This is a genomic window from Microvirga tunisiensis (assembly GCF_009296175.1).
Classification (GTDB): Bacteria; Pseudomonadota; Alphaproteobacteria; order Rhizobiales; family Beijerinckiaceae; genus Microvirga; species Microvirga tunisiensis.
This window is the reverse complement of record NZ_VOSK01000032.1, coordinates 15641-33378: the sequence shown is the minus strand read 5'-3', so window position 1 is coordinate 33378 and position 17738 is coordinate 15641. Positions and strand designations below refer to the sequence as shown.

At 65.4% G+C, this 17738-nt stretch carries 19 protein-coding genes and 1 other RNA gene; 9 read left to right on the top strand and 11 right to left on the bottom strand.

The features are described from left to right. The first annotated feature begins 259 nt into the window (after positions 1-259). The gene (gene rcdA / locus FS320_RS11470) at positions 260-790 is read left to right on the top strand and encodes a protease adaptor protein RcdA (RefSeq protein ID WP_162002971.1); all 531 of its coding nucleotides are present in this window, start codon (positions 260-262) and stop codon (positions 788-790) included. A 187-nt stretch (positions 791-977) separates the two neighbouring features. Here rcdA and rpmE read toward each other — a convergent pair whose 3' ends face one another. Then, complete coding sequence (gene rpmE / locus FS320_RS11465; RefSeq protein WP_192926275.1) at positions 978-1217, bottom strand: 50S ribosomal protein L31; 240 nt, start codon at positions 1215-1217, stop codon at positions 978-980. A gap of 163 nt (positions 1218-1380) precedes the next feature. Here rpmE and FS320_RS11460 point away from each other — a divergent pair, with 163 nt between their 5' ends. The 3 genes from FS320_RS11460 to pip all read left to right on the top strand — a co-directional run bounded on the left by FS320_RS11460 (position 1381) and on the right by pip (position 4493). Further along, complete coding sequence (locus tag FS320_RS11460) at positions 1381-3180, top strand: ABC transporter transmembrane domain-containing protein (protein ID WP_152711581.1); 1800 nt, start codon at positions 1381-1383, stop codon at positions 3178-3180. Between the two features lie 117 nt (positions 3181-3297). Then, the gene (locus tag FS320_RS11455) at positions 3298-3471 is read left to right on the top strand and encodes a DUF3606 domain-containing protein (RefSeq protein WP_152711580.1); all 174 of its coding nucleotides are present in this window, start codon (positions 3298-3300) and stop codon (positions 3469-3471) included. Between the two features lie 68 nt (positions 3472-3539). After that, positions 3540-4493 (top strand): prolyl aminopeptidase, encoded by a 954-nt coding sequence (gene pip, locus FS320_RS11450; protein WP_152711579.1) that lies wholly within the window; start codon positions 3540-3542, stop codon positions 4491-4493. Positions 4494-4509: 16 nt separating this feature from the next. Here the strand turns inward: pip and FS320_RS11445 are convergent, their stop codons facing one another. The 9 genes from FS320_RS11445 to tkt all read right to left on the bottom strand — a co-directional run bounded on the left by FS320_RS11445 (position 4510) and on the right by tkt (position 14748). Continuing rightward, positions 4510-5538 carry a peptidoglycan -binding protein gene (locus tag FS320_RS11445; protein WP_152711578.1) on the bottom strand — a complete coding sequence of 343 codons (1029 nt, stop codon included), beginning with the start codon at positions 5536-5538 and terminating at the stop codon, positions 4510-4512. After that, complete coding sequence (locus FS320_RS11440) at positions 5538-6503, bottom strand: flagellar motor protein MotA (protein ID WP_152711577.1); 966 nt, start codon at positions 6501-6503, stop codon at positions 5538-5540. The genes FS320_RS11445 and FS320_RS11440 overlap by 1 nt, the downstream gene beginning before the upstream one ends. Before the next feature lie 104 nt (positions 6504-6607). Next, positions 6608-7402 (bottom strand): inositol monophosphatase family protein, encoded by a 795-nt coding sequence (locus FS320_RS11435; protein ID WP_152711576.1) that lies wholly within the window; start codon positions 7400-7402, stop codon positions 6608-6610. 130 nt (positions 7403-7532) lie between these two features. Next, positions 7533-8432: a tetratricopeptide repeat protein gene (locus tag FS320_RS11430; RefSeq protein ID WP_152711575.1), complete on the bottom strand. Its 900-nt coding sequence runs from the start codon at positions 8430-8432 to the stop codon at positions 7533-7535. After that, positions 8432-9082: a thiamine phosphate synthase gene (locus tag FS320_RS11425; RefSeq protein WP_152711574.1), complete on the bottom strand. Its 651-nt coding sequence runs from the start codon at positions 9080-9082 to the stop codon at positions 8432-8434. The genes FS320_RS11430 and FS320_RS11425 overlap by 1 nt, the downstream gene beginning before the upstream one ends. A 264-nt stretch (positions 9083-9346) precedes the next feature. Beyond that, positions 9347-10435: a class II fructose-bisphosphate aldolase gene (gene fba, locus FS320_RS11420; protein ID WP_152711573.1), complete on the bottom strand. Its 1089-nt coding sequence runs from the start codon at positions 10433-10435 to the stop codon at positions 9347-9349. A gap of 121 nt (positions 10436-10556) precedes the next feature. Beyond that, the gene (locus FS320_RS11415; RefSeq protein ID WP_152711572.1) at positions 10557-11747 is read right to left on the bottom strand and encodes a phosphoglycerate kinase; all 1191 of its coding nucleotides are present in this window, start codon (positions 11745-11747) and stop codon (positions 10557-10559) included. Positions 11748-11760: 13 nt separating this feature from the next. Continuing rightward, positions 11761-12768, bottom strand: a complete 1008-nt coding sequence (gene gap, locus FS320_RS11410) for a type I glyceraldehyde-3-phosphate dehydrogenase (RefSeq protein ID WP_152711571.1) — start codon at positions 12766-12768, stop codon at positions 11761-11763. Between the two features lie 45 nt (positions 12769-12813). After that, positions 12814-14748 (bottom strand): transketolase, encoded by a 1935-nt coding sequence (gene tkt / locus FS320_RS11405; protein ID WP_244627094.1) that lies wholly within the window; start codon positions 14746-14748, stop codon positions 12814-12816. Positions 14749-15054: 306 nt separating this feature from the next. Between tkt and FS320_RS11400 the strand changes: the two genes are divergently transcribed. Genes FS320_RS11400 through FS320_RS11390 form a run of 3 tightly spaced genes read left to right on the top strand, consistent with a single transcriptional unit; the run spans position 15055 to position 16513 of the window. Then, complete coding sequence (locus tag FS320_RS11400; protein ID WP_404289599.1) at positions 15055-15351, top strand: DUF4164 domain-containing protein; 297 nt, start codon at positions 15055-15057, stop codon at positions 15349-15351. A 3-nt stretch (positions 15352-15354) separates the two neighbouring features. Then, positions 15355-15723, top strand: a complete 369-nt coding sequence (locus tag FS320_RS11395) for a cell division protein ZapA (RefSeq protein WP_152711570.1) — start codon at positions 15355-15357, stop codon at positions 15721-15723. Between the two features lie 16 nt (positions 15724-15739). Next, positions 15740-16513: a GNAT family N-acetyltransferase gene (locus tag FS320_RS11390; protein WP_152711569.1), complete on the top strand. Its 774-nt coding sequence runs from the start codon at positions 15740-15742 to the stop codon at positions 16511-16513. Between the two features lie 7 nt (positions 16514-16520). Here the strand turns inward: FS320_RS11390 and FS320_RS11385 are convergent, their stop codons facing one another. Then, entirely contained in the window at positions 16521-16805 is a 285-nt protein-coding gene (locus tag FS320_RS11385; RefSeq protein WP_152711568.1) for a hypothetical protein, read from the bottom strand. Between the two features lie 178 nt (positions 16806-16983). Between FS320_RS11385 and ssrS the strand changes: the two genes are divergently transcribed. Both ssrS and FS320_RS11375 read left to right on the top strand, forming a co-directional pair. Next, a non-coding RNA gene (gene ssrS, locus FS320_RS11380) (6S RNA) lies at positions 16984-17140 on the top strand. Between the two features lie 4 nt (positions 17141-17144). Beyond that, positions 17145-17726: a 5-formyltetrahydrofolate cyclo-ligase gene (locus FS320_RS11375; protein WP_152711567.1), complete on the top strand. Its 582-nt coding sequence runs from the start codon at positions 17145-17147 to the stop codon at positions 17724-17726. The last annotated feature ends 12 nt before the right edge of the window (positions 17727-17738 follow it).

The window sequence follows — 17738 nt, the reverse complement described above, 5'->3', positions numbered from 1 at the left end:
GGGCTTTCAGAGCATCGGCCCAAAAATTCATTCCACTTTCGGAGGCGATCCGGTCGTCATCTTCTGAGCTGGCGCATCGGTGAAGGCGGAGAACCGGTGCGACTTTTCGCTGACGCGGACCTTCGGTTCCGCACGATTCCCCGGCTTAACCTTAAGAAGAGGTTACCGAGGCAAGCCCGGCCAGTCCGTCCTATAATCAGCCCATGAATTGCAGAACCTCCGCCCTTCGAGGCGACGGATAGGCTTTTGGGAGATGTGCGTGAACGAACCCGACGTGATCCAGCTCGACGTCGATCCTGTCCGATTCGGGCAGAGCTTCGTGGGTTCCGAGGCCTTCAAGTCCCTCTTCCAGGAGGGCATGGAGCTCATCGAGGAAACGGCCGCCTATCTCGACGGGCCGGGCCGTGAGGAATCCCGCAACCTGCCGCGCCAGGCAAGCCTTGTCTATGCCAGCGAGAGCATGCGGCTCACCACCCGCCTGATGCAGGTCGCCTCCTGGCTGCTGCTGCAGCGGGCCGTGGCGGAAGGGGAGATCTCGTCCGATCAGGCCCAGACCGAGAAGAACCGCGTCCGCCTGAACGCGCACGACACAGCCACGACCATGGCCGAATACGAGGCGCTGCCCGTCCGCCTGCGGGAGCTGATAGGCCTCGCAACAAGACTCCACGCCCGGATCCTCCATCTCGAGCGCCTCATCTCGGAGGGGGGATCGGCCCCCCGGCTCTCGGCTCCCAACCCGGTCGCTACCCAGCTCGGCATGCTGCAGCGGGCCTTCGGGGCGACGGAGTAAGGGCCATCCCTTGGCACCCCCTGCTTCTGAGAGGCTGGGGCATCCGCCTCTGACCTCCTCAGGATGACGGCTTGGGGATGTGTCAGTTGAGGACCAAATCGGCGGTGGAGAATTGAGCAACAAAAAAGCCCCGCCGAAGCGGGGCTTTTTGCATTCCGGTCTGAAACAATCCGAGCAGGGCGCCGGATTACTTCTTGCCGCCGAGGCCCAGGCCGCCGAACCTCGAGTTGAAGCGCGACACACGGCCGCCGCGGTCGAGCAGCTGCTGCGAACCGCCGGTCCAGGCCGGGTGGGTGTTCGGGTCGATGTCGAGGTTGAGGGTGTCGCCCTCTTTGCCGTAGGTCGAGCGGGTGGTGTACTCGGTGCCGTTGGTCATGACCACTTTGATGAAGTGGTAGTCGGGATGATCGGTTTCTTTGCGCGCCATTGCCATAGTCCTTCTTGCGGCCAGCCGGATCTGGTCAGCCCGCAACGTAAGATCGAGCCTGAATTGATGAATGCGCGCCTATACCTCACTTAAGACCTTGAAACAAGCCGGGGCAAAGGTGCTAAACCGCCCGATGTCGCGATTCCGGAAAAACGAAGGTGTCATGGCCGACCATTTCCAAGGGCAGAATCGCCCCAAGGCTGCGCTCAGCGCTCTGAAGCCGCTCATTCCCTACGGCCTGGCTTACAGGGGACGGATTGCGGCGGCGCTGGTCGCCTTGGCCATGGCCTCTGCGGCTACGCTCGTCGTGCCCATCGCCGTACGTCGGGTCATCGATTTCGGCTTTTCGGAGCAGGGCCGCGCCTACATCAATGCGTATTTCGTCCTCCTGATCGTGGTGGTGGGCGTGTTGGCCCTGGCCAGTGCGCTACGCTACTATTGCGTCATCACGCTCGGCGAGCGGGTGGTGGCGGATCTGCGGTCCGCCGTGTTTCGGCACCTGACATCCCTCGATCCGGCCTTCTTCGACCAGACCAAGAGCGGCGAGATCGTCTCGCGACTCACGGCCGACACCACCCAGGTCAAGGCGGCCTTCGGGGTCAGCATCTCGATTGCGCTGCGCAATCTCTTCCTCTTCCTGGGCGCGACCGTGCTCATGATCATCACGAGCCCGAAGCTCTCGGCGCTCGTGCTTCTCGCCATCCCGGTCATCGTCTTGCCCCTGGTCTTTTCCGGCCGTGCCGTGCGGCGGCGCTCGCGTGCGGCACAGGATCGCCTGGCCGATGCCTCGGCCTATGCGGCGGAGGCCATCGGCGCGGTGCGGACCATGCAGGCCTTCGGCATGGAAAGCCTCACCGCCTCCCGTTTCGCTGCGGCTGCCGAGGAAGCTTTCGACGCGGCAAGGCTCTCCACCACCATGCGGGCCTTCCTGACCGGCGCTGGCATCTTCCTGGTCTCGGCGAGCGTGGTCGGGGTGCTTTGGTACGGCGCGCAGGACGTCCTGGCGGGAGAGATGACCGGCGGGCGCCTGTCGCAGTTCGTGCTCTACGCGGTCTTTGCCGCAAGCTCTTTAGGCCAGCTCTCGGAGGTCTATGGCGAACTCGCCCAGGCCGCCGGCGCTGCGGAGCGCTTAGGCGAAATCCTCGCCACCAAGCCTGCCATCGAGCGGCCGCGCGATCCCCGGCCCCTGCCGGAGCCGCCGCTCGGCACGGTGGCCTTCGAGGACGTGCATTTCTCCTATCCGACCCGGGCCGACCAGCGTGCGGTCCACGGCCTGAACTTTGCGGTGAGATCCGGCGAGCGGGTCGCCATCGTCGGTCCCTCGGGGGCCGGCAAGAGCACGATCCTGCAGCTGCTGCTGCGCTTCTACGATCCTCAGGATGGAATGATCCGGGTCGACGGGGTGGCGATCCAAGAAGCCGATCCTTTCGCCTTGCGCGCCCGCATGGCCCTCGTGCCGCAGGAGCCGACGATCTTTGCCGCGAGCGTTCTCGACAACATCCGCTACGGGCGTCCGGAGGCCACGGAGGAGGAGGTGCGCCGTGCCGCCGAACTCGCCTCCGCCGACGGCTTCATCCAGGCCCTGCCGGAGGGCTATCGGACGATGATCGGCGAGCGCGGCGTGACCCTGTCGGGCGGCCAGCGCCAGCGTCTGGCTATTGCCCGCGCCATCCTGAAGGATGCCCCGATCCTGCTCCTCGACGAGGCCACCTCGGCCCTCGATGCCGAGAGCGAGCGCAAGGTCCAGACGGCCCTCGACCGGCTGATGGAAGGCCGCACCACCCTCGTCATCGCCCACCGCCTCGCCACCGTGCGCTCCGCCGACCGCATCCTGGTCATGGACAAGGGCGTGATCGTGGAGGAGGGCACGCACGAAACCCTGCTTGCCCAGGGCGGCCTCTATGCCCGCCTCGCCCGGCTCCAGTTCACGAGCGCGCACGAACGCATCGCGGCGGCGGAGTAGGACGGTGCCTTAAAAAGATGCAGGTCGGCGGGCTGACTTCCCCCGCGCCGGTCCCATCTGATTTGAAGAGTGGCGTCGGATCGAAGACAGCTTTTGGGACTGGCCGGGAGCTCAGCCATGGGCGTCAGCAGGAGACATCCCCAGGACTCGACCCGCATCAACGTCCTTGAGCCATGGGATCTCCAGTACTGGTCCGACCGGTGGAACGTGCCGCGCCAGCACGTGGTGGACGCCATCCGCCGCGTCGGCGATCAGGTCCACGATGTCGCGCAGGCTTTGGGGAAGGAGTAGGCCGAACTCCTGTAGCGTATCGTCTGGTCGGATCTGGCGCGACAGTCCGGGCGTGATAAACAGGGCCCATGCCCGATCTTTACCCTCCTATTGAGCCCTACGATTCCGGCATGCTCGATGTGGGAGACGGGCATCGCGTCTATTGGGAGACCTGCGGGAACCCGGCCGGAAAGCCCGCCCTCGTTCTCCATGGCGGTCCCGGTTCCGGCTGCACCGCGAATGCGCGGCGCTATTTCGATCCGAGCGCTTACCGCATCGTGCTGTTCGATCAGCGCGGTAGAGGACGGAGCGTACCACATGCCAGCTCTCCGGACGTCGACCTCTCCACCAACACGACCGCCCATCTCATCGCCGATATGGAGCGTCTGCGGCGGCATCTCGGGATCGGGCAATGGCTGGTGCTGGGCGGATCGTGGGGCTCGACCTTGGCACTGACTTATGCCGAACAGTATCCCGAGCGGGTCAGCGAAATGGTGCTGTTCAGCATCGCCACCAACACGGCCTCGGAAATCGAGTGGATCACCCGCGGTGTCGGAACGTTCTTCCCCGAGGCATGGAGCCGGTTTCGGGCGGCCATCCCGGAGGCGGATCGGGACGGAAGCTTCGTCGAGGCCTATCATCGCCTCCTCATGCATCCCGATCCCGTCGTTCACGAGAAGGCGGCGCGGGACTGGTGCGAGTGGGAAACGGCCATCGTCGCGGTTCATCCCGGACACAAGCCCCATCCCCGATACGAGGACCCGGCCTTCCGGCTGGGCTTCGCGCGCCTGGTGACCCATTACTGGCGCCACCAGGCCTGGCTTGAGGATGGCGCTCTGGTGCGGGATGCGCACCACCTTGCCGGCATCCCCGGCATCCTGATTCATGGCCGCCTGGATCTTGGCGGGCCTCTCGCCACTCCCTGGAATCTTCAGCGGCATTGGCCGGGCAGCGAGCTGATTGTCGTCGGCGAGGCCGGGCACGATGCGCGCGATCCCGGCATGACGGAGAGCATCGTCGCCGCAACGGATCGGTTCGCGTGAACTCAGCCTCTCAAATTTAACGCTCCGTCAGCTTCAGCTCGATGCGTCGGTTGCGGGCAAAGGCTTCTTCCGTGGTGCCGTTGTCGAGCGGCTGGAACTCGCCGAAGCCGGCAGCGACGAGATGCTGGGGCTGGACGCCGCGGGCGATCAGGGCTTGCACGACGGCGATGGCGCGGGCGGAGGACAGGGCCCAGTTCGACGGGAATTGCGGCGTGTTGATGGGGCGCTGGTCGGTGTGGCCGTCGACGCGAATCACCCAGGGGATGTCCGGCGGGACCTGGCGCTCCAGCTCGACCAGGGCAGAGGCGATGCGATCGATCTCGCCGGAGGCTTCCGGACGCAGGAAGGCCTGGCCTGCCGGGAAGAGCACTTCGGACTGGAACACGAAACGGTCGCCCACGATGCGCATGTCGGGGCGGTTGCCGAGGATCTGCCTCAGGCGCCCGAAGAAATCGGACCGGTAGCGGGCGAGCTCCTGCACCCTTTGGGCCAACGCCACGTTGAGGCGGCTGCCGAGATCGGCGACGCGGGCCTGGCTTTCCTTGTCCCGGTTTTCGGAGGCGGAAAGCGCTTCCTCCAAGGCCGCGAGCTGGCGGCGCATGGCGGCGATCTGCTGGTTGAGGATCTCGACCTGGCTGAGAGCCCGCCCGGTAGCCTGACGCTCGGTTTCGAGTTGCGTGCCCAGCTCCTGCGCCTGGACCTGCGCCGCGCCCCCGCTGTCCAGGAGTCCCTGCAGGCGCGCCCGCTCGGCCTCGTTGGCCCGCAGTGTCGTTTGCAAAGAGGCCACGGTATCCTCGGTATTGCGCCGGTTCGAGCGCTCGAGCGAGAGAAGATCGGTCAGTTCGGAGATTTGGCGGTTCAGACGGTCGAGCACGGTGTCGCGGCCCGAGAGTTCGCGGGACAGGAAGAACTGGCCGACGGTGAAGACTGAAATCAGGAAGATGATGGCGAGCAGCAGCGTCGATAGGGCGTCCACGAAGCCCGGCCAGTAATTGATCTGGCCCCCGCGTCCGCGCCGCCGTCCGCCCGCGCTCGAGACCGGCATCAGGGCAGCCTTTCATGGGCAATGCGATCGAGGACCTGTTTCAGCTCCTTTTCGCGGGCGGCCTGGGCCTCGACCCAGTCGCGGATCATCTGCTGCTCCGCCCGCATATGCTGGACGAGGCCCTGGACGCCCTCGGCCAGGTTGGCCATGGCCTGGGTCGCGGCCCGGCCGCCTGCACCGTCATTGACGGCGGCGGTCAGCCGGTTGAGCGCCACCGTCAGGTCATGCTGGGTGGCGCCGGTGCGCAGGGTCGTATCGGCGGGCGTGTCCATGGTGGAGATGGCCAGCCAGTCCTCCAGCTCCGTGTAGAAGCGGCTCTGGGCCTGGCCGGCCTGAAGGTCGAGGAAGCCGAGAACGAGGGAACCCGCCAGACCGAAAAGGGAGGCGGAGAAGGACAGACCCATGCCCTGCAGTGGTCCGGCAAGCGAGTTCTTCAACTCGTCGAAGAGAACGGCGGAATCCTGGCCGGTGCGGAGCGAGGAGATGATGCGCCCGACCGAGCCCACGGTATCGATGAGGCCCCAGAAGGTGCCGAGCAGGCCCAGGAAGACCAGGAGGCCGGCGAGATAGCGGACGATCTCGCGGCTTTCGTCGAGGCGCGCGCCGATGGAGTCCAGGACAGACCGTGTCGCCGCGACGGAAAAGCCGGACTGGCCTGGTCGATTGCCGAGGAGAGCCGCCAGAGGCGCCAGCAGGACCGGCGGGGAGGGGGCGATAAGCCCTTCTTCGGTCTGCCGCAGGGTGCTGACCCAGCGCACCTCGGGAAAGAGCCGCCAGACCTGCCGGATCGCGAGCACGATGCCGATGAACATCACGCCCAGAATCAGGGCGTTGAGACCGGGATTGGCCTGGAAGGCTTCCCAGATCTGCCGATAGAGGATGAAGGCGACAAACCCTGCCAGAACCAGGAAGACCGCCATGCGGATCAAATAAATCCGCGGTGGGGTAAGGGGTTGGTCCGCCATTGTTATCCTGTGCATTCGTGCTTCGGGCCTGAACCAATGTGACCGCGCCTGTCCGAAGGATCAAGCGCGACCATGGCCGTCTTCAACCTGCACGAACAGAAATCTCACCCCTTGGCTTTTTTCAGGAGCTTGAGCAGCTCGCGGTGCATGACCTCGTTCCCGCAGGCGATCGAGCCCTTGGCGAGCGGATCGCTGCCGCCGTCCGCGTCGGAAACGAAGCCGCCTGCTTCGCGGATCATCAGGATGCCGGCGGCGATATCCCAGGAGTTCAGGCCTCGCTCCCAATAAGCGTCGAAGCGTCCGCAGGCCACATAGGCGAGGTCGAGGGAGGCAGCGCCCCAGCGGCGCATGCCGCCCACGTTGCCCATCACGGAGGCGCATTCGCGCAGGAAGAGGCCGTGATCGCCCTTGCCGATATGGGGCAGGCCGCAGGCCACAACGGCGTCCGGCACCTCGGTTCGGGCCGCCACGCGGATGCGGCGGTTGTTGAGATAGGCGCCCTTGCCGCGCTCGGCGATGAAGAGCTCGTCCTTGGCCGGATCGTAGATCACGCCGGCGACGATCTGGCCGTCACGCTCCAGGCCGACGGAGATCGCGAATTGCGGCAGGCCGTGCAGGAAGTTCGTGGTGCCGTCGAGCGGGTCGATATGCCAGCGATGGCTCGGGTCGGTGCCTACGACAACGCCTTCCTCCTCCATGATGAAGCCGTATCCGGGACGCGCCTTTTCGAGCGCCTCGCGCAGGATCTTCTCCGCCTTGCGGTCGGCGGCCGAGACGAAATCGCCCGGGCCCTTTCGAGAGACCTGCAGGTTCTCGACCTCGCCGAAATCGCGCTTGAGCGAGCGCGAGGCCTTCATCACGGCATCGGTCATGACGGTCATGAGGGGCGAACGGATCATGGGGCAGGTCCTGGCAAAGAGCAATTTTCAAAGAGAAGTGTGGTCGATGGACCACGGGACGGTTTGCGTCAAGCGGTGGTCAACCGAGCAGCCGCGCGAATGATCCCGCGGCTCTCCGGTTTTCATGCGCTCAGCGCATGCCGAGGCGCTCCGCCGCCAGTTTCTCGGCGCGCTTGCGATCCTCGGCGCTCATGTCCTTGAGCGCGTCGTCGAGCCAGGGGTCCGCGAGGCCCTGAGCGGCGGCCAGAATATGCCAGGCCGCCGCATCGACCTTGTTGGCGGGCACGCCGCGTCCGGCGACGAGAAGGCGGGCCAGGCGGTTCTGGGCGATGGCGTTGCCCTTGGCGGCGGCGCGGCGGAAATAGCGCGCGGCCTGGGACTCGCTGGCCGGAACCCCATCTCCGTTGAAGAGCAGGATCGCGTATTCCACCTCACCGACCGAACTGCCGTTGCGGGCCGCACGCTCGAAAAGGCGCGCGGCTTCGGATGCATCCCGGGTAACGCCCCGGCCCTTGAGGTAGAGCACGCCGAGGGCATGCTGCGCGTCCGGGATCTCCGCCGCGGCCGCCTTCTTCAACAGCTCGACGGCCTTCTGCAGGTCCGCGTCGTTGCCGCTGGTCAGCAGGAGCAGGGCAAGGTTGTGAGAGGCCAGCGGGTTGCCCTTCGCGGCCGCCTGTTCCAGCCAAGCCCGGCCCTGCGCGGCGTTCTTGACCATGCCGCGTCCGTCGAGGGCCATGAGGCCGAGGGAGGCGAGCGCATTGGCGTCGCCGCGCCCTGCTGCCAGCCGGTACCATTCCGAGGCCTTCTTGGGGTCCATGGCGACGCCCAGGCCCTGATTGTAGAGCTCGCCCAGGAGGGTCATGGCGGCGGCATCGTTGGTGTTCTTTTCCAGCCGCAGGTTCGCCTCGCGGAAGGCCGTCTGATAGAGGCCGCGCTGATAGGCGCCATAGGCGAGATCGGGTCCCGCCGCATGGCTCGACGTTGCGGACGCCGCCAGAAGAGCGCCGCCGATGATCCAGGACAATCGCATCAGCGCGATGCCTCCTGCCGCTCCAGGATCTCCGCTGCTGCCTTCAACGCGGCAGCGGGACCGTCCGGATGGGACCAGACCGCATTGCCCAGGGCGACGAACTCCGCGTTCGTGGCCGCCAGGGCCTCGACCGTGTCGAGGCTCGGGGCATAGGCGACGCAGGGTGTCTCGAAGATCTCGGCCCACCAGGAGGCCCGCTCCACCACGCTCTCCAGGGAGGGAAGAGATCCGTCGGGACGGGGTTCGCCGAACAGCAGGTAATCGGCTCCGGCTTCCCCCAACATCATGGCGTCGTCCTTGGTGCGGATCGCGCCGACCCCGATGGCGCGCTCGGATTTCAGACGGTCGCGCAGGTCGCGCACGCGGGCCGGATCGCCCGGAACATGGACGCCGTCGGCTCCGCCCCGGGTGGCGACATTCGCGAGATCCGCCTTGCCCTCGACCGAGACGAGCACGGCTGCCCCATGCTCCTGCGCCAAGGGAGCCAGAGCCTTCACCTGATTGGTGAGGCCGCGCTCGTCGGCGAAGGCGAGCCGTAGCAGGACGGCCGCGATAGTGCCGGTTCCGCAGGCCTCGGCGAGGCGGGGTGCGAAGGAAGCATCCTCCAGGACGGGGGTGATGAGGTAGAGGCGGGCAGCGGTATCGGCCATGGATCACGGGTCACGAAAAAGGAAAGACAGAGTTCCCATAACGAAAACGGGGCCATCTTGCGAGGCCCCGCTTGTCGATCATGATTGAGGCGAAAGCCTGATCGATGAATGGCGCCCCCGCTTTCGTCATGGCCGTCCCCGGACTTGATCCGGGGATCAGTCCCCGGCCATCCCGATCAGGAAAAACGCGGCGCCTCTCGAAACGAGATCACCGGCACAGGGCCGGTGATGACGTGGCGGGTTTATCGAGGGTCGGAACCACCTTTACTCAGCCGCCTGACGGCTCGCGCCGAAGGTCGGGTCGAGCTCGCCGGAGGCGTAGCGCTTGGCCATCTCGGCCGGCGTGAACACGCGCTTGATCTTGGAGGCCTGGCCGGCGGTGTTGAATTCCTGCAGGCGCTGCTTGCAGAGCTTCGTCATCGCCTCCATGGCGGGCTTCAGATACTTGCGCGGGTCGAACTCGCCCGGGTTCTCGGTCAGCACCTTGCGGATCTGGCCGGTCATCGCCATGCGGTTGTCGGTGTCGATGTTGATCTTGCGCACGCCGTGCTTGATGCCGCGCTGGATCTCTTCCACCGGCACACCCCAGGTCGGCTTCATCTGGCCGCCGTACTGGTTGATGATGTCCTGCAGGTCCTGCGGCACCGAGGAGGAGCCGTGCATCACCAGGTGGGTGTTCGGGAGCTTCTTGTGGATCTCCTCGATCACGTGCATGGCGAGGATCGCGCCGTCGGGCTTGCGGGTGAACTTGTAGGCGCCGTGCGAAGTGCCCATGGCGATGGCGAGTGCATCGACCTTGGTCTCGGCCACGAACTTCACGGCCTCGTCGGGGTTCGTCAGCAGCTGGTCGTGCGAGAGCTTGCCCTCGGCGCCGTGGCCGTCCTCGGCCTCGCCTTCGCCGCTCTCCAGCGAGCCGAGCACGCCGAGCTCGCCTTCCACCGAGATGCCGCCGAGATGGGCCATCTCAACCACCTTCCTGGTGACGCCGACATTGTAGTCCCAATCGCCCGGGGTCTTGCCGTCGGCCTTGAGCGATCCGTCCATCATCACCGAGGTGAAGCCGGCCTGGATCGCCGTCATGCAGGTGGCGGGCTCGTTGCCGTGATCGAGATGCACGCAGACCGGAATATGCGGATAGATCTCGGTGACCGCGTCCATCATGTGCTTGAGCATGACGTCGTTGGCATAGGAGCGCGCACCGCGGCTCGCCTGGATGATCACCGGCGCATCGACCTCGCCGGCCGCTGCCATGATCGCGAGCGCCTGCTCCATGTTGTTGATGTTGAAGGCAGGCACGCCATAGCCTTGCTCGGCTGCGTGATCCAGAAGCTGCCTCATGGTGATGCGAGCCATTTCGTCCTCCTTATTGGGCGCGTTCTTTTAAGCGCGCCGAAACTGAACCGTAGCTTAAGCGAACTTGGGAGCGCGTTTCCCCTACGAGGAGGGGTTAACCCCCTCGCCGGAGAACGGTCCTTCAAGCTCTCAGCGCTTCCACGCCGGGCAGCGACTTGCCCTCGAGCCATTCGAGGAAGGCGCCGCCTGCAGTCGATACATAGGTAAAGTCGTCCGCAACGCCAGCGTGGTTGAGGGCCGCCACCGTATCGCCGCCGCCGGCGACGGAGACGAGCTTGCCTTCCTTGGTGCGCTGGGCCGCATGGCGTGCTGCCGCCACAGTGCCCTGATCGAAGGGTGTGATCTCGAAGGCGCCGAGGGGACCGTTCCACACCAGCGTCGCGGCGTCATTGATCGCAGCCGAAATGCGCTCGACCGATTGAGAGCCCACGTCCAGGATCATCTGATCCTCGGGGATCGCATCGATGCCGTAGGTGTGGTTGTGCGCGCCGGCCTTGAACTCGTAGGCGCAGACGCCGTCGACGGGCAGGATGATGGCGCAGTTGGCTTCCCGGGCCTTGTCGATGATGCGCATGGCTGTCGCCGCCAGATCCTTCTCAGCCAGCGACTTGCCGATGCCGAGACCCGTGGCGTGGACGAAGGTGTTGGCCATGCCGCCGCCGATGACGAGGGCATCGACCCTGGTCACGAGGTTTTCGAGCAGGTCGATCTTGGTCGAAACCTTCGCGCCGCCGACGATGGCGACGAGTGGGCGCTTGGGTGCCTCGAGGCCCTTGGTCAAGGCATCGAGCTCCGCCTGCATGGCGCGGCCGGCATAAGCGGGCAGCACACGGGCGAGGCCTTCGGTCGAGGCATGGGCCCGGTGCGCCGCCGAGAAGGCGTCGTTGACATAGAGATCGCCGAGCTTCGCCAACTCCTGAACGAAGGCCGGATCGTTCTTCTCCTCACCCGCGTGGAAGCGGGTGTTTTCGAGAAGAAGCACATCGCCGTCCTTGAGAGAGCGGACGGTCTGGGCGGCGGCTTCGCCGATGCAGTCATCGACGAAGGCCACGGGCTTGTCGAGATGCTTCGAAACCGCTTCCGCGACAGGCTTCAGGGATTCCTTGGGATCGCGTCCCTTCGGGCGTCCGAAATGGGCGAGAAGGATCACCTTTCCGCCCTTGTCGGCGATTTCCTGGATGGTGGGAAGCACGCGCTCGATGCGCGTCGCGTCCGTCACCCTGCCGTTCTCCATCGGGACGTTGAGGTCCACCCGGACGAGAACGCGTTTTCCCTTGACCTCTGCCTGGTCGAGCGTGCGGAAGGCGGTCATGAAGCGGCCTCCCTTAGATGAGCTTCGCCATGGCGACGGCGGTGTCCGCCATGCGGTTCGAGAAGCCCCACTCGTTGTCGTACCAGGACAGCACACGCACGAAGTTGCCCTCCATCACCTTGGTCTGATCCAGGTGGAACACGGAGGAATGCGGATCGTGGTTGAAGTCGGACGAGACGTTCGGCTGGTTCGTGTAGCCGAGGATGCCCTTCAGCGGGCCATCGGCAGCAGCCTTGATCGCGTCGTTGATCTCTTCCTTCGTGGTGTTCTTCTTGGCGACGAACTTGAAGTCGACCACGGAGACGTTCGGGGTCGGCACGCGGATCGACGAGCCGTCGAGCTTGCCGTTGAGGTCGGGCAGGACGAGGCCCACCGCCTTGGCGGCGCCGGTCGAGGTCGGGATCATGTTCAGGGCCGCCGCGCGGGCGCGGTAGAGGTCCTTGTGCATCTGATCGAGGGTCGGCTGGTCGTTGGTGTACGAGTGGATCGTCGTCATGAAGCCCTTCTCGATGCCGACCGCATCATGAAGCACCTTCGCCACGGGGGCGAGGCAGTTCGTGGTGCAGGAGGCATTCGAGATGACGACGTGATCCTTCGTCAGCTTGTCGTGGTTGACGCCGTAGACGACCGTGAGATCGGCGCCATCCGCGGGAGCCGAGACGATGACGCGCTTGGCGCCGGCGGTCAGATGCGCCGAGGCCTTCTCCCTCGAGGTGAAGATGCCGGTGCATTCCATCGCGATATCGACGCCGAGTTCCCGATGCGGCAGGGTCGCCGGATCCTTGATGGCCGTGACCCTGATCTTCTGGCCGTTGATGACGAGGAACTCGCCGTCGACCGCGACGTCGGCCGGGAAGCGGCCATGGACGGAGTCGAAGCGGAGCAGGTGAGCGTTCGTCTCGACTGGACCGAGATCGTTGATGGCAACCACCTCGATGTCCTTGCGGCCACTCTCCACGATGCCGCGGAGGATGTTGCGTCCGATGCGACCGAACCCGTTGATCGCGACCTTCACCGTCATAGTCGTACCTCCCTTGTGTAACGAGGCCTAAGGTCTTCTCGAGCCTCAGAGATTATGTGTCCGGAGAACCTTTTCCGCCACGGCCTCGGGGGTGATGCCGAAGTGCTTGTAAAGGTCCTTGTAGGGCGCACTGGCGCCAAACCCATGCATGCCGACGAAAATTCCGTCAGGGCCGATGACCGAATCCCAGCCGAAGCGCACGGCCGCCTCGACCGCAACCTTGATCGGCGCATCGCCGATGATGCGGGCGCGGACTTTCTCGGGCTGGGCCAGGAAAAGGTCGAGCGAGGGCACCGACACAACGCGTACGGCGAAGCTTTGTTCATCGAGAAGCTTCTGAGCCGCGAGCGCGATCTCGACCTCGGAGCCCGAGGCGAAGATGGTCGCGCGGGCCTTGCCGTTGGCGGGCGAGAGCTCGTAGGCGCCCGTGGCCGAGAGGTTGGCGATGCCGCCATCCCGGCGGACCTGCGGCAGGTTCTGGCGGGTGAGTGCCAGGGTGCTCGGTCCATCCGTACGCTCAAGGGCGAGCTGCCAAGCTTCCGCCGTCTCGATGGCGTCCGCCGGGCGGAACACACGCATCTTCGGCATGGAGCGAAGAGCCGCCAGATGTTCCACCGGCTGGTGGGTCGGGCCGTCCTCGCCGAGGCCGATCGAGTCGTGAGTCATCACGTAGATCGCCGGAATGCCGGCGAGCGCCGCGATGCGCATGGCGGGACGGGCATAATCGGTGAAGACCAGGAAGGTCGCGCCCGCCGGCACGTAGCCGCCATGGAGCGCGATGCCGTTCATGGCCGCAGCCATGCCATGCTCACGAATGCCGTAATGGATGTAGCGGCCGGCGTAGTTGCCGGGCGAGATGGCGTTGAGGTTCTTGGTCTTGGTATTGTTGGAAGGGGTCAGGTCCGCCGAGCCCAGCACCAGTTCCGGCACGGCCTCGGTAATGACCTCGAGCGCGATCTCGCTCGCCTTGCGGGTGGCGACGTTCTGCGGCTCGGCCACCAGCCTGTCCTTCAGCTTGGCGATGGCATCGGCCAACCCTTGCGGACGCACGCCCGTCGCACGGCGCTCGAATTCCGCGCGCTTGTCGGCGGGAAGAGCCTTGAGACGGTCCGCCCAGGCCTTGCGCAGGCGGCGGCCCTTCTTGCCGGCTTTCGCCCAGGCATCGCGGATATTGTCAGGGATCTCGAAGGGCGTGTGGCTCCAGCCGAGCGCAGTCTTGGCGCCGGCGAGTTCCTCGGCACCGAGCGGCTCGCCATGAGCCTTGGAGGTGCCGGCCTTCTTCGGGGCGCCGTAGCCGATGGTGGTCTTGCAGGCGATCAGGGTCGGCTTGTCCGACTTCTGGGCGCGGGCAATGGCGCGCTGGATCGCCTTCGGGTCATGGCCGTCGATACGCACCGCATTCCAGCCGCAGGCCTGGAAGCGCTTCACCTGGTCGACGGAGTCGGAGAGCGTCAGGGGGCCGTCGATAGAGATGCCGTTGTCATCCCAGAGGACGATCATGCGGTTGAGCTTCAGATGGCCGGCGAGCGCGATCGCCTCATGGCTGATGCCCTCCATCAGGTCGCCGTCGGAGGCGAGCACATAGGTGTGGTGGTCGACGAGATCGTCGCCGTATTCGGCGTTCAGCATGCGCTCGGCGAGGGCGAAGCCCACGGCGGTGGCGATGCCCTGGCCGAGCGGGCCCGTGGTGGTCTCGACGCCGGGGGTCATGAAGTTCTCAGGATGGCCCGGGGTCTTGGAATCGAGCTTGCGGAAGTTCTTGAGCTCGTCGATGGTCACACCCTTCACGCCCGTCAGGTGCAGGAGCGAGTAGAGCAGCATCGAGCCGTGACCGGCCGAGAGAATGAAGCGGTCGCGGTCGGGCCAGGTCGGGTCCGTGGCGTCGTATTTCAGGAACTTGGTGAACAGCACGGTCGCCACGTCGGCGGCGCCCATGGGCAGGCCCGGATGGCCGGACTTGGCTTGTTCGACGGCGTCCATGGCGAGGACGCGCACGGCGTTCGCCAGATCGGAATGGGTGACGCGATCGGCGGAGACGGTATCTTGCACGGCGAGATCCACAAGTCTTGAGGGCCCCGCAACGGGGCGGTCTGTCCGGAAAAGGCGTGGGCTCCTTAACACGCAGGCGGGGCGAGTCAAAGACTGGAAGGGCGTAATCCCCTTAGGACCGCCGGCCGCGACGCCTGCGAATTCCGACGTCCACTCCCTTAAAAGCGTATCGTCGATGCGGAAAACCGGGTCCACTTTTCCGCACGATGCGCTAGTGTCATCCGCGATTCAGGAGGCATGATGGCGCCCACACTCGAGGAAGCAATGAAGCGGCTGGACATGGCCTTGGGGCTTCTCGAGGCATCCGTCTCCCGTCGTCTGGAGGCCGAGAAGCGGCGCGGCGGCCTGGAAACCGAGCTCCAGCTCATGCAGGACGACCGGGCTCGCCTCGCCGTGGAGCTCGACGGCGCACTGACCCGGCTTCACCGCTTCGAGGCGGCGGCCGATGATGTCGGCCGGCGGGTCCGCCAGGCCATCGGCGCCGTCCAGACCGTTCTCGCTCAGGCCGGCCAGCTCGAGCCGGAGGAGGGATAGGCGATGCCCCAGGTGAGCGTGACGATTGCCGGAAAAACATACCGCATGGCCTGCGCCGAAGGCGAGGAGGGGCATCTCGAAGGTCTGGCCGCCGCCTATGACACCCGGATCGAGCAGATGCGCACTTCCTTCGGCGAGATCGGCGACCTGCGCCTCCACGTGATGGCGGCCATCGCCCAGGCGGACGAACTGCATGAGACGAAAAGGCGGATCGCCGCGCTGGAATCGGAAGTGGCGATGCTCAACAGCGTCAACGCCTCCAGGGACGAACGCCTCGAACGGATCGAAGCCCGGCTCGCCGAGGGCGTCCAGATGGCGGCCGAGCGGATCGAGGAGCTGGCGCGCAGCCTGAACAGTGCCGGGCAGGGGTGAGCGGCCGCGATACGAAATGAACGCCACGCATCATCTTGCCGGACGTGTCGAGGAAGCCTCCCTGAACGGCTGGCCTGCCCTGCGGGACGTCTTCTTCGACGGTTGGCTGATCCGGCTCGCCGACGGATATACCCGGCGCACGAACTCGGTGAACCTGCTTTTCCCCGGGATGCTGCCGCTGGATCGGAAGATCCGCTATTGCGAGGCCGTTTACGCCGCTCAGGGCCTCCCGACGATCTTCTGCATTTCGTCCAGCGCGGATCCTGCCCTCGATCGCCTGCTCGACGAGCGGGGATACAACCCCGCCGAGGACGAAAGCTGCGTTCTGCTCATGGATTTTGCAGAAACACCGCCACAATCGGTGCCCGGTGCCGTCCTGGAGGAGGTCCTCCCCGGCGAGCTTTGGCTCGCAAGTCTCGCCCAGCTCCATGGCCAGAATGATCACGCGCGGCGCACCCATCGGAGGATCCTCGAAAACCTGGCGGTTCCTGCCGTATTTGCGGCGGCGCCTCTGGATGACGGGAGCCCGGCTGCCCTTGCTTATGGCGCTGTCCACGACGGGATCGTCTGCGTGAACTCCGTCGTCACTCACCCGGACTTCAGGCGGCAGGGACAGGCGCGAAAGGCCGTCGCCGCCGTCCTCTCCTGGGCGCAGGAGCTTCGCGGGGCCACAGGTGCGTGCCTGTCGGTCGTTGCCGAGAACGCCCCGGCGCGAGCCCTCTACGAGAGTATGGGCTTCACACGCGAGATGTACCGCTACCACTACCGCCGTCGATCGGCCCCGACGTGATCGGGATTCAGTGGCGCAGCGACAGGCGAAGCTGGCGCAGCCGGAGCTGGGCCAACAGCTCCACATAGGGCTCTCGCCTCTCGCGATGGGCGGTCTCGATCTTCTTCCTGATGGAACTCTTCAGCTCCTGGTCGGTCAGGTTCCTCTCGACCTTGTCCAGTTCGACTTCATGTTCAAAGTCGATGTTGCCGAGCATGTGCAGCACCTCCCGCATCATGGAATCGACACTGGGAGAGGTTTCGCAATCTTTACGATGGAGTTCGTTGTATTTGTTGTGTTTCAGATGAACCATGTTTCCTCCGCTGATGGATGGCGCATCCCCTACCGGAGCAGTGGAGAATATTTCTGCGGCCAAGACCAGCCCGTAATTTCCCTAAGGGAAGAACTGCTTCGTCTGTTGGATAACAAAGATTTCAGGATGCCCGGCTTTTCCCCTTCCAACCGGCCCCCATTCTCCCTACATAGAGAAGGCGGGGCTGCGGGGCGCGTTAGGAGTTCATATTCCCCGGGGCCTTATCGATCCTGAAGGGAGCTGTCCCTGACCCGGTCCCTGGACCGGGATATACGGCGCCCACCTACTTTGTAGGTTCCCGGGATCGCTTCTCCGACGGCTACTGTGGCTCCGCACCTTATGCAATCTCCTCCCCCTCCCGTATTGAAAGAGCGCCTACGCGGCGAGGTTTTCGCGCGTCGTGACGCCCTCGACGGCTCTTTTCGCGAGGACGCCGCGCACCGCATTGCCAGGCGCGCCCTCGACCTTTCCGAATTTCGCGACATCACGCCGGTCGGGGCCTATTGGCCGATCCGCAGCGAGGTCGATCCGCGTCCGCTCATGGAGGGGCTGATCGCGCGCGGACAGGATGTCGCCCTCTCCCAGATCCTCCATCCTCACTTGAGCTGGCGCCTGTGGCAGCCCGGCGACGTGCTGATCAAGGGCGGCTTCGGCGTGCGCGAGCCCGGCCCGGACGCACCGGAGGTCTTCCCCAAGGCGCTGCTCGTTCCCCTGGTGGCCTTCGACCGCCGGGGTGGGCGCATCGGCTACGGCAAGGGGCACTTCGACCGGGCCATCGCGGCGCTGGAAGCGCAGCACCCGGTCTTGACCATCGGGCTCGCCTATGCGGTTCAGGAGATCGACGAAGTGCCGGTCGAGCCCCATGATCGGCTCCTCGATGTTATCATCACCGAAGCCGAACTCGTTCGGACGACTTCCTAGTTAAGGACCCAT

Excerpts from the sequence above, each read along its gene's own strand:
- rpmE (WP_192926275.1), bottom strand. The coding sequence starts at position 1,217 with ATGGCGCGCAAAGAAACCGATCATCCCGACTACCACTTCATCAAAGTG.
- FS320_RS11460 (WP_152711581.1), top strand. The coding sequence starts at position 1,381 with ATGGCCGACCATTTCCAAGGGCAGAATCGCCCCAAGGCTGCGCTCAGC.
- FS320_RS11455 (WP_152711580.1), top strand. The coding sequence starts at position 3,298 with ATGGGCGTCAGCAGGAGACATCCCCAGGACTCGACCCGCATCAACGTC.
- pip (WP_152711579.1), top strand. The coding sequence starts at position 3,540 with ATGCCCGATCTTTACCCTCCTATTGAGCCCTACGATTCCGGCATGCTC.
- FS320_RS11445 (WP_152711578.1), bottom strand. The coding sequence starts at position 5,538 with ATGCCGGTCTCGAGCGCGGGCGGACGGCGGCGCGGACGCGGGGGCCAG.
- FS320_RS11440 (WP_152711577.1), bottom strand. The coding sequence starts at position 6,503 with ATGGCGGACCAACCCCTTACCCCACCGCGGATTTATTTGATCCGCATG.
- FS320_RS11435 (WP_152711576.1), bottom strand. The coding sequence starts at position 7,402 with ATGATCCGTTCGCCCCTCATGACCGTCATGACCGATGCCGTGATGAAG.
- FS320_RS11430 (WP_152711575.1), bottom strand. The coding sequence starts at position 8,432 with ATGCGATTGTCCTGGATCATCGGCGGCGCTCTTCTGGCGGCGTCCGCA.
- FS320_RS11425 (WP_152711574.1), bottom strand. The coding sequence starts at position 9,082 with ATGGCCGATACCGCTGCCCGCCTCTACCTCATCACCCCCGTCCTGGAG.
- fba (WP_152711573.1), bottom strand. The coding sequence starts at position 10,435 with ATGGCTCGCATCACCATGAGGCAGCTTCTGGATCACGCAGCCGAGCAA.
- FS320_RS11415 (WP_152711572.1), bottom strand. The coding sequence starts at position 11,747 with ATGACCGCCTTCCGCACGCTCGACCAGGCAGAGGTCAAGGGAAAACGC.
- gap (WP_152711571.1), bottom strand. The coding sequence starts at position 12,768 with ATGACGGTGAAGGTCGCGATCAACGGGTTCGGTCGCATCGGACGCAAC.
- tkt (WP_244627094.1), bottom strand. The coding sequence starts at position 14,748 with ATGGACGCCGTCGAACAAGCCAAGTCCGGCCATCCGGGCCTGCCCATG.
- FS320_RS11400 (WP_404289599.1), top strand. The coding sequence starts at position 15,055 with ATGATGGCGCCCACACTCGAGGAAGCAATGAAGCGGCTGGACATGGCC.
- FS320_RS11395 (WP_152711570.1), top strand. The coding sequence starts at position 15,355 with ATGCCCCAGGTGAGCGTGACGATTGCCGGAAAAACATACCGCATGGCC.
- FS320_RS11390 (WP_152711569.1), top strand. The coding sequence starts at position 15,740 with ATGAACGCCACGCATCATCTTGCCGGACGTGTCGAGGAAGCCTCCCTG.
- FS320_RS11385 (WP_152711568.1), bottom strand. The coding sequence starts at position 16,805 with ATGGTTCATCTGAAACACAACAAATACAACGAACTCCATCGTAAAGAT.
- FS320_RS11375 (WP_152711567.1), top strand. The coding sequence starts at position 17,145 with ATGCAATCTCCTCCCCCTCCCGTATTGAAAGAGCGCCTACGCGGCGAG.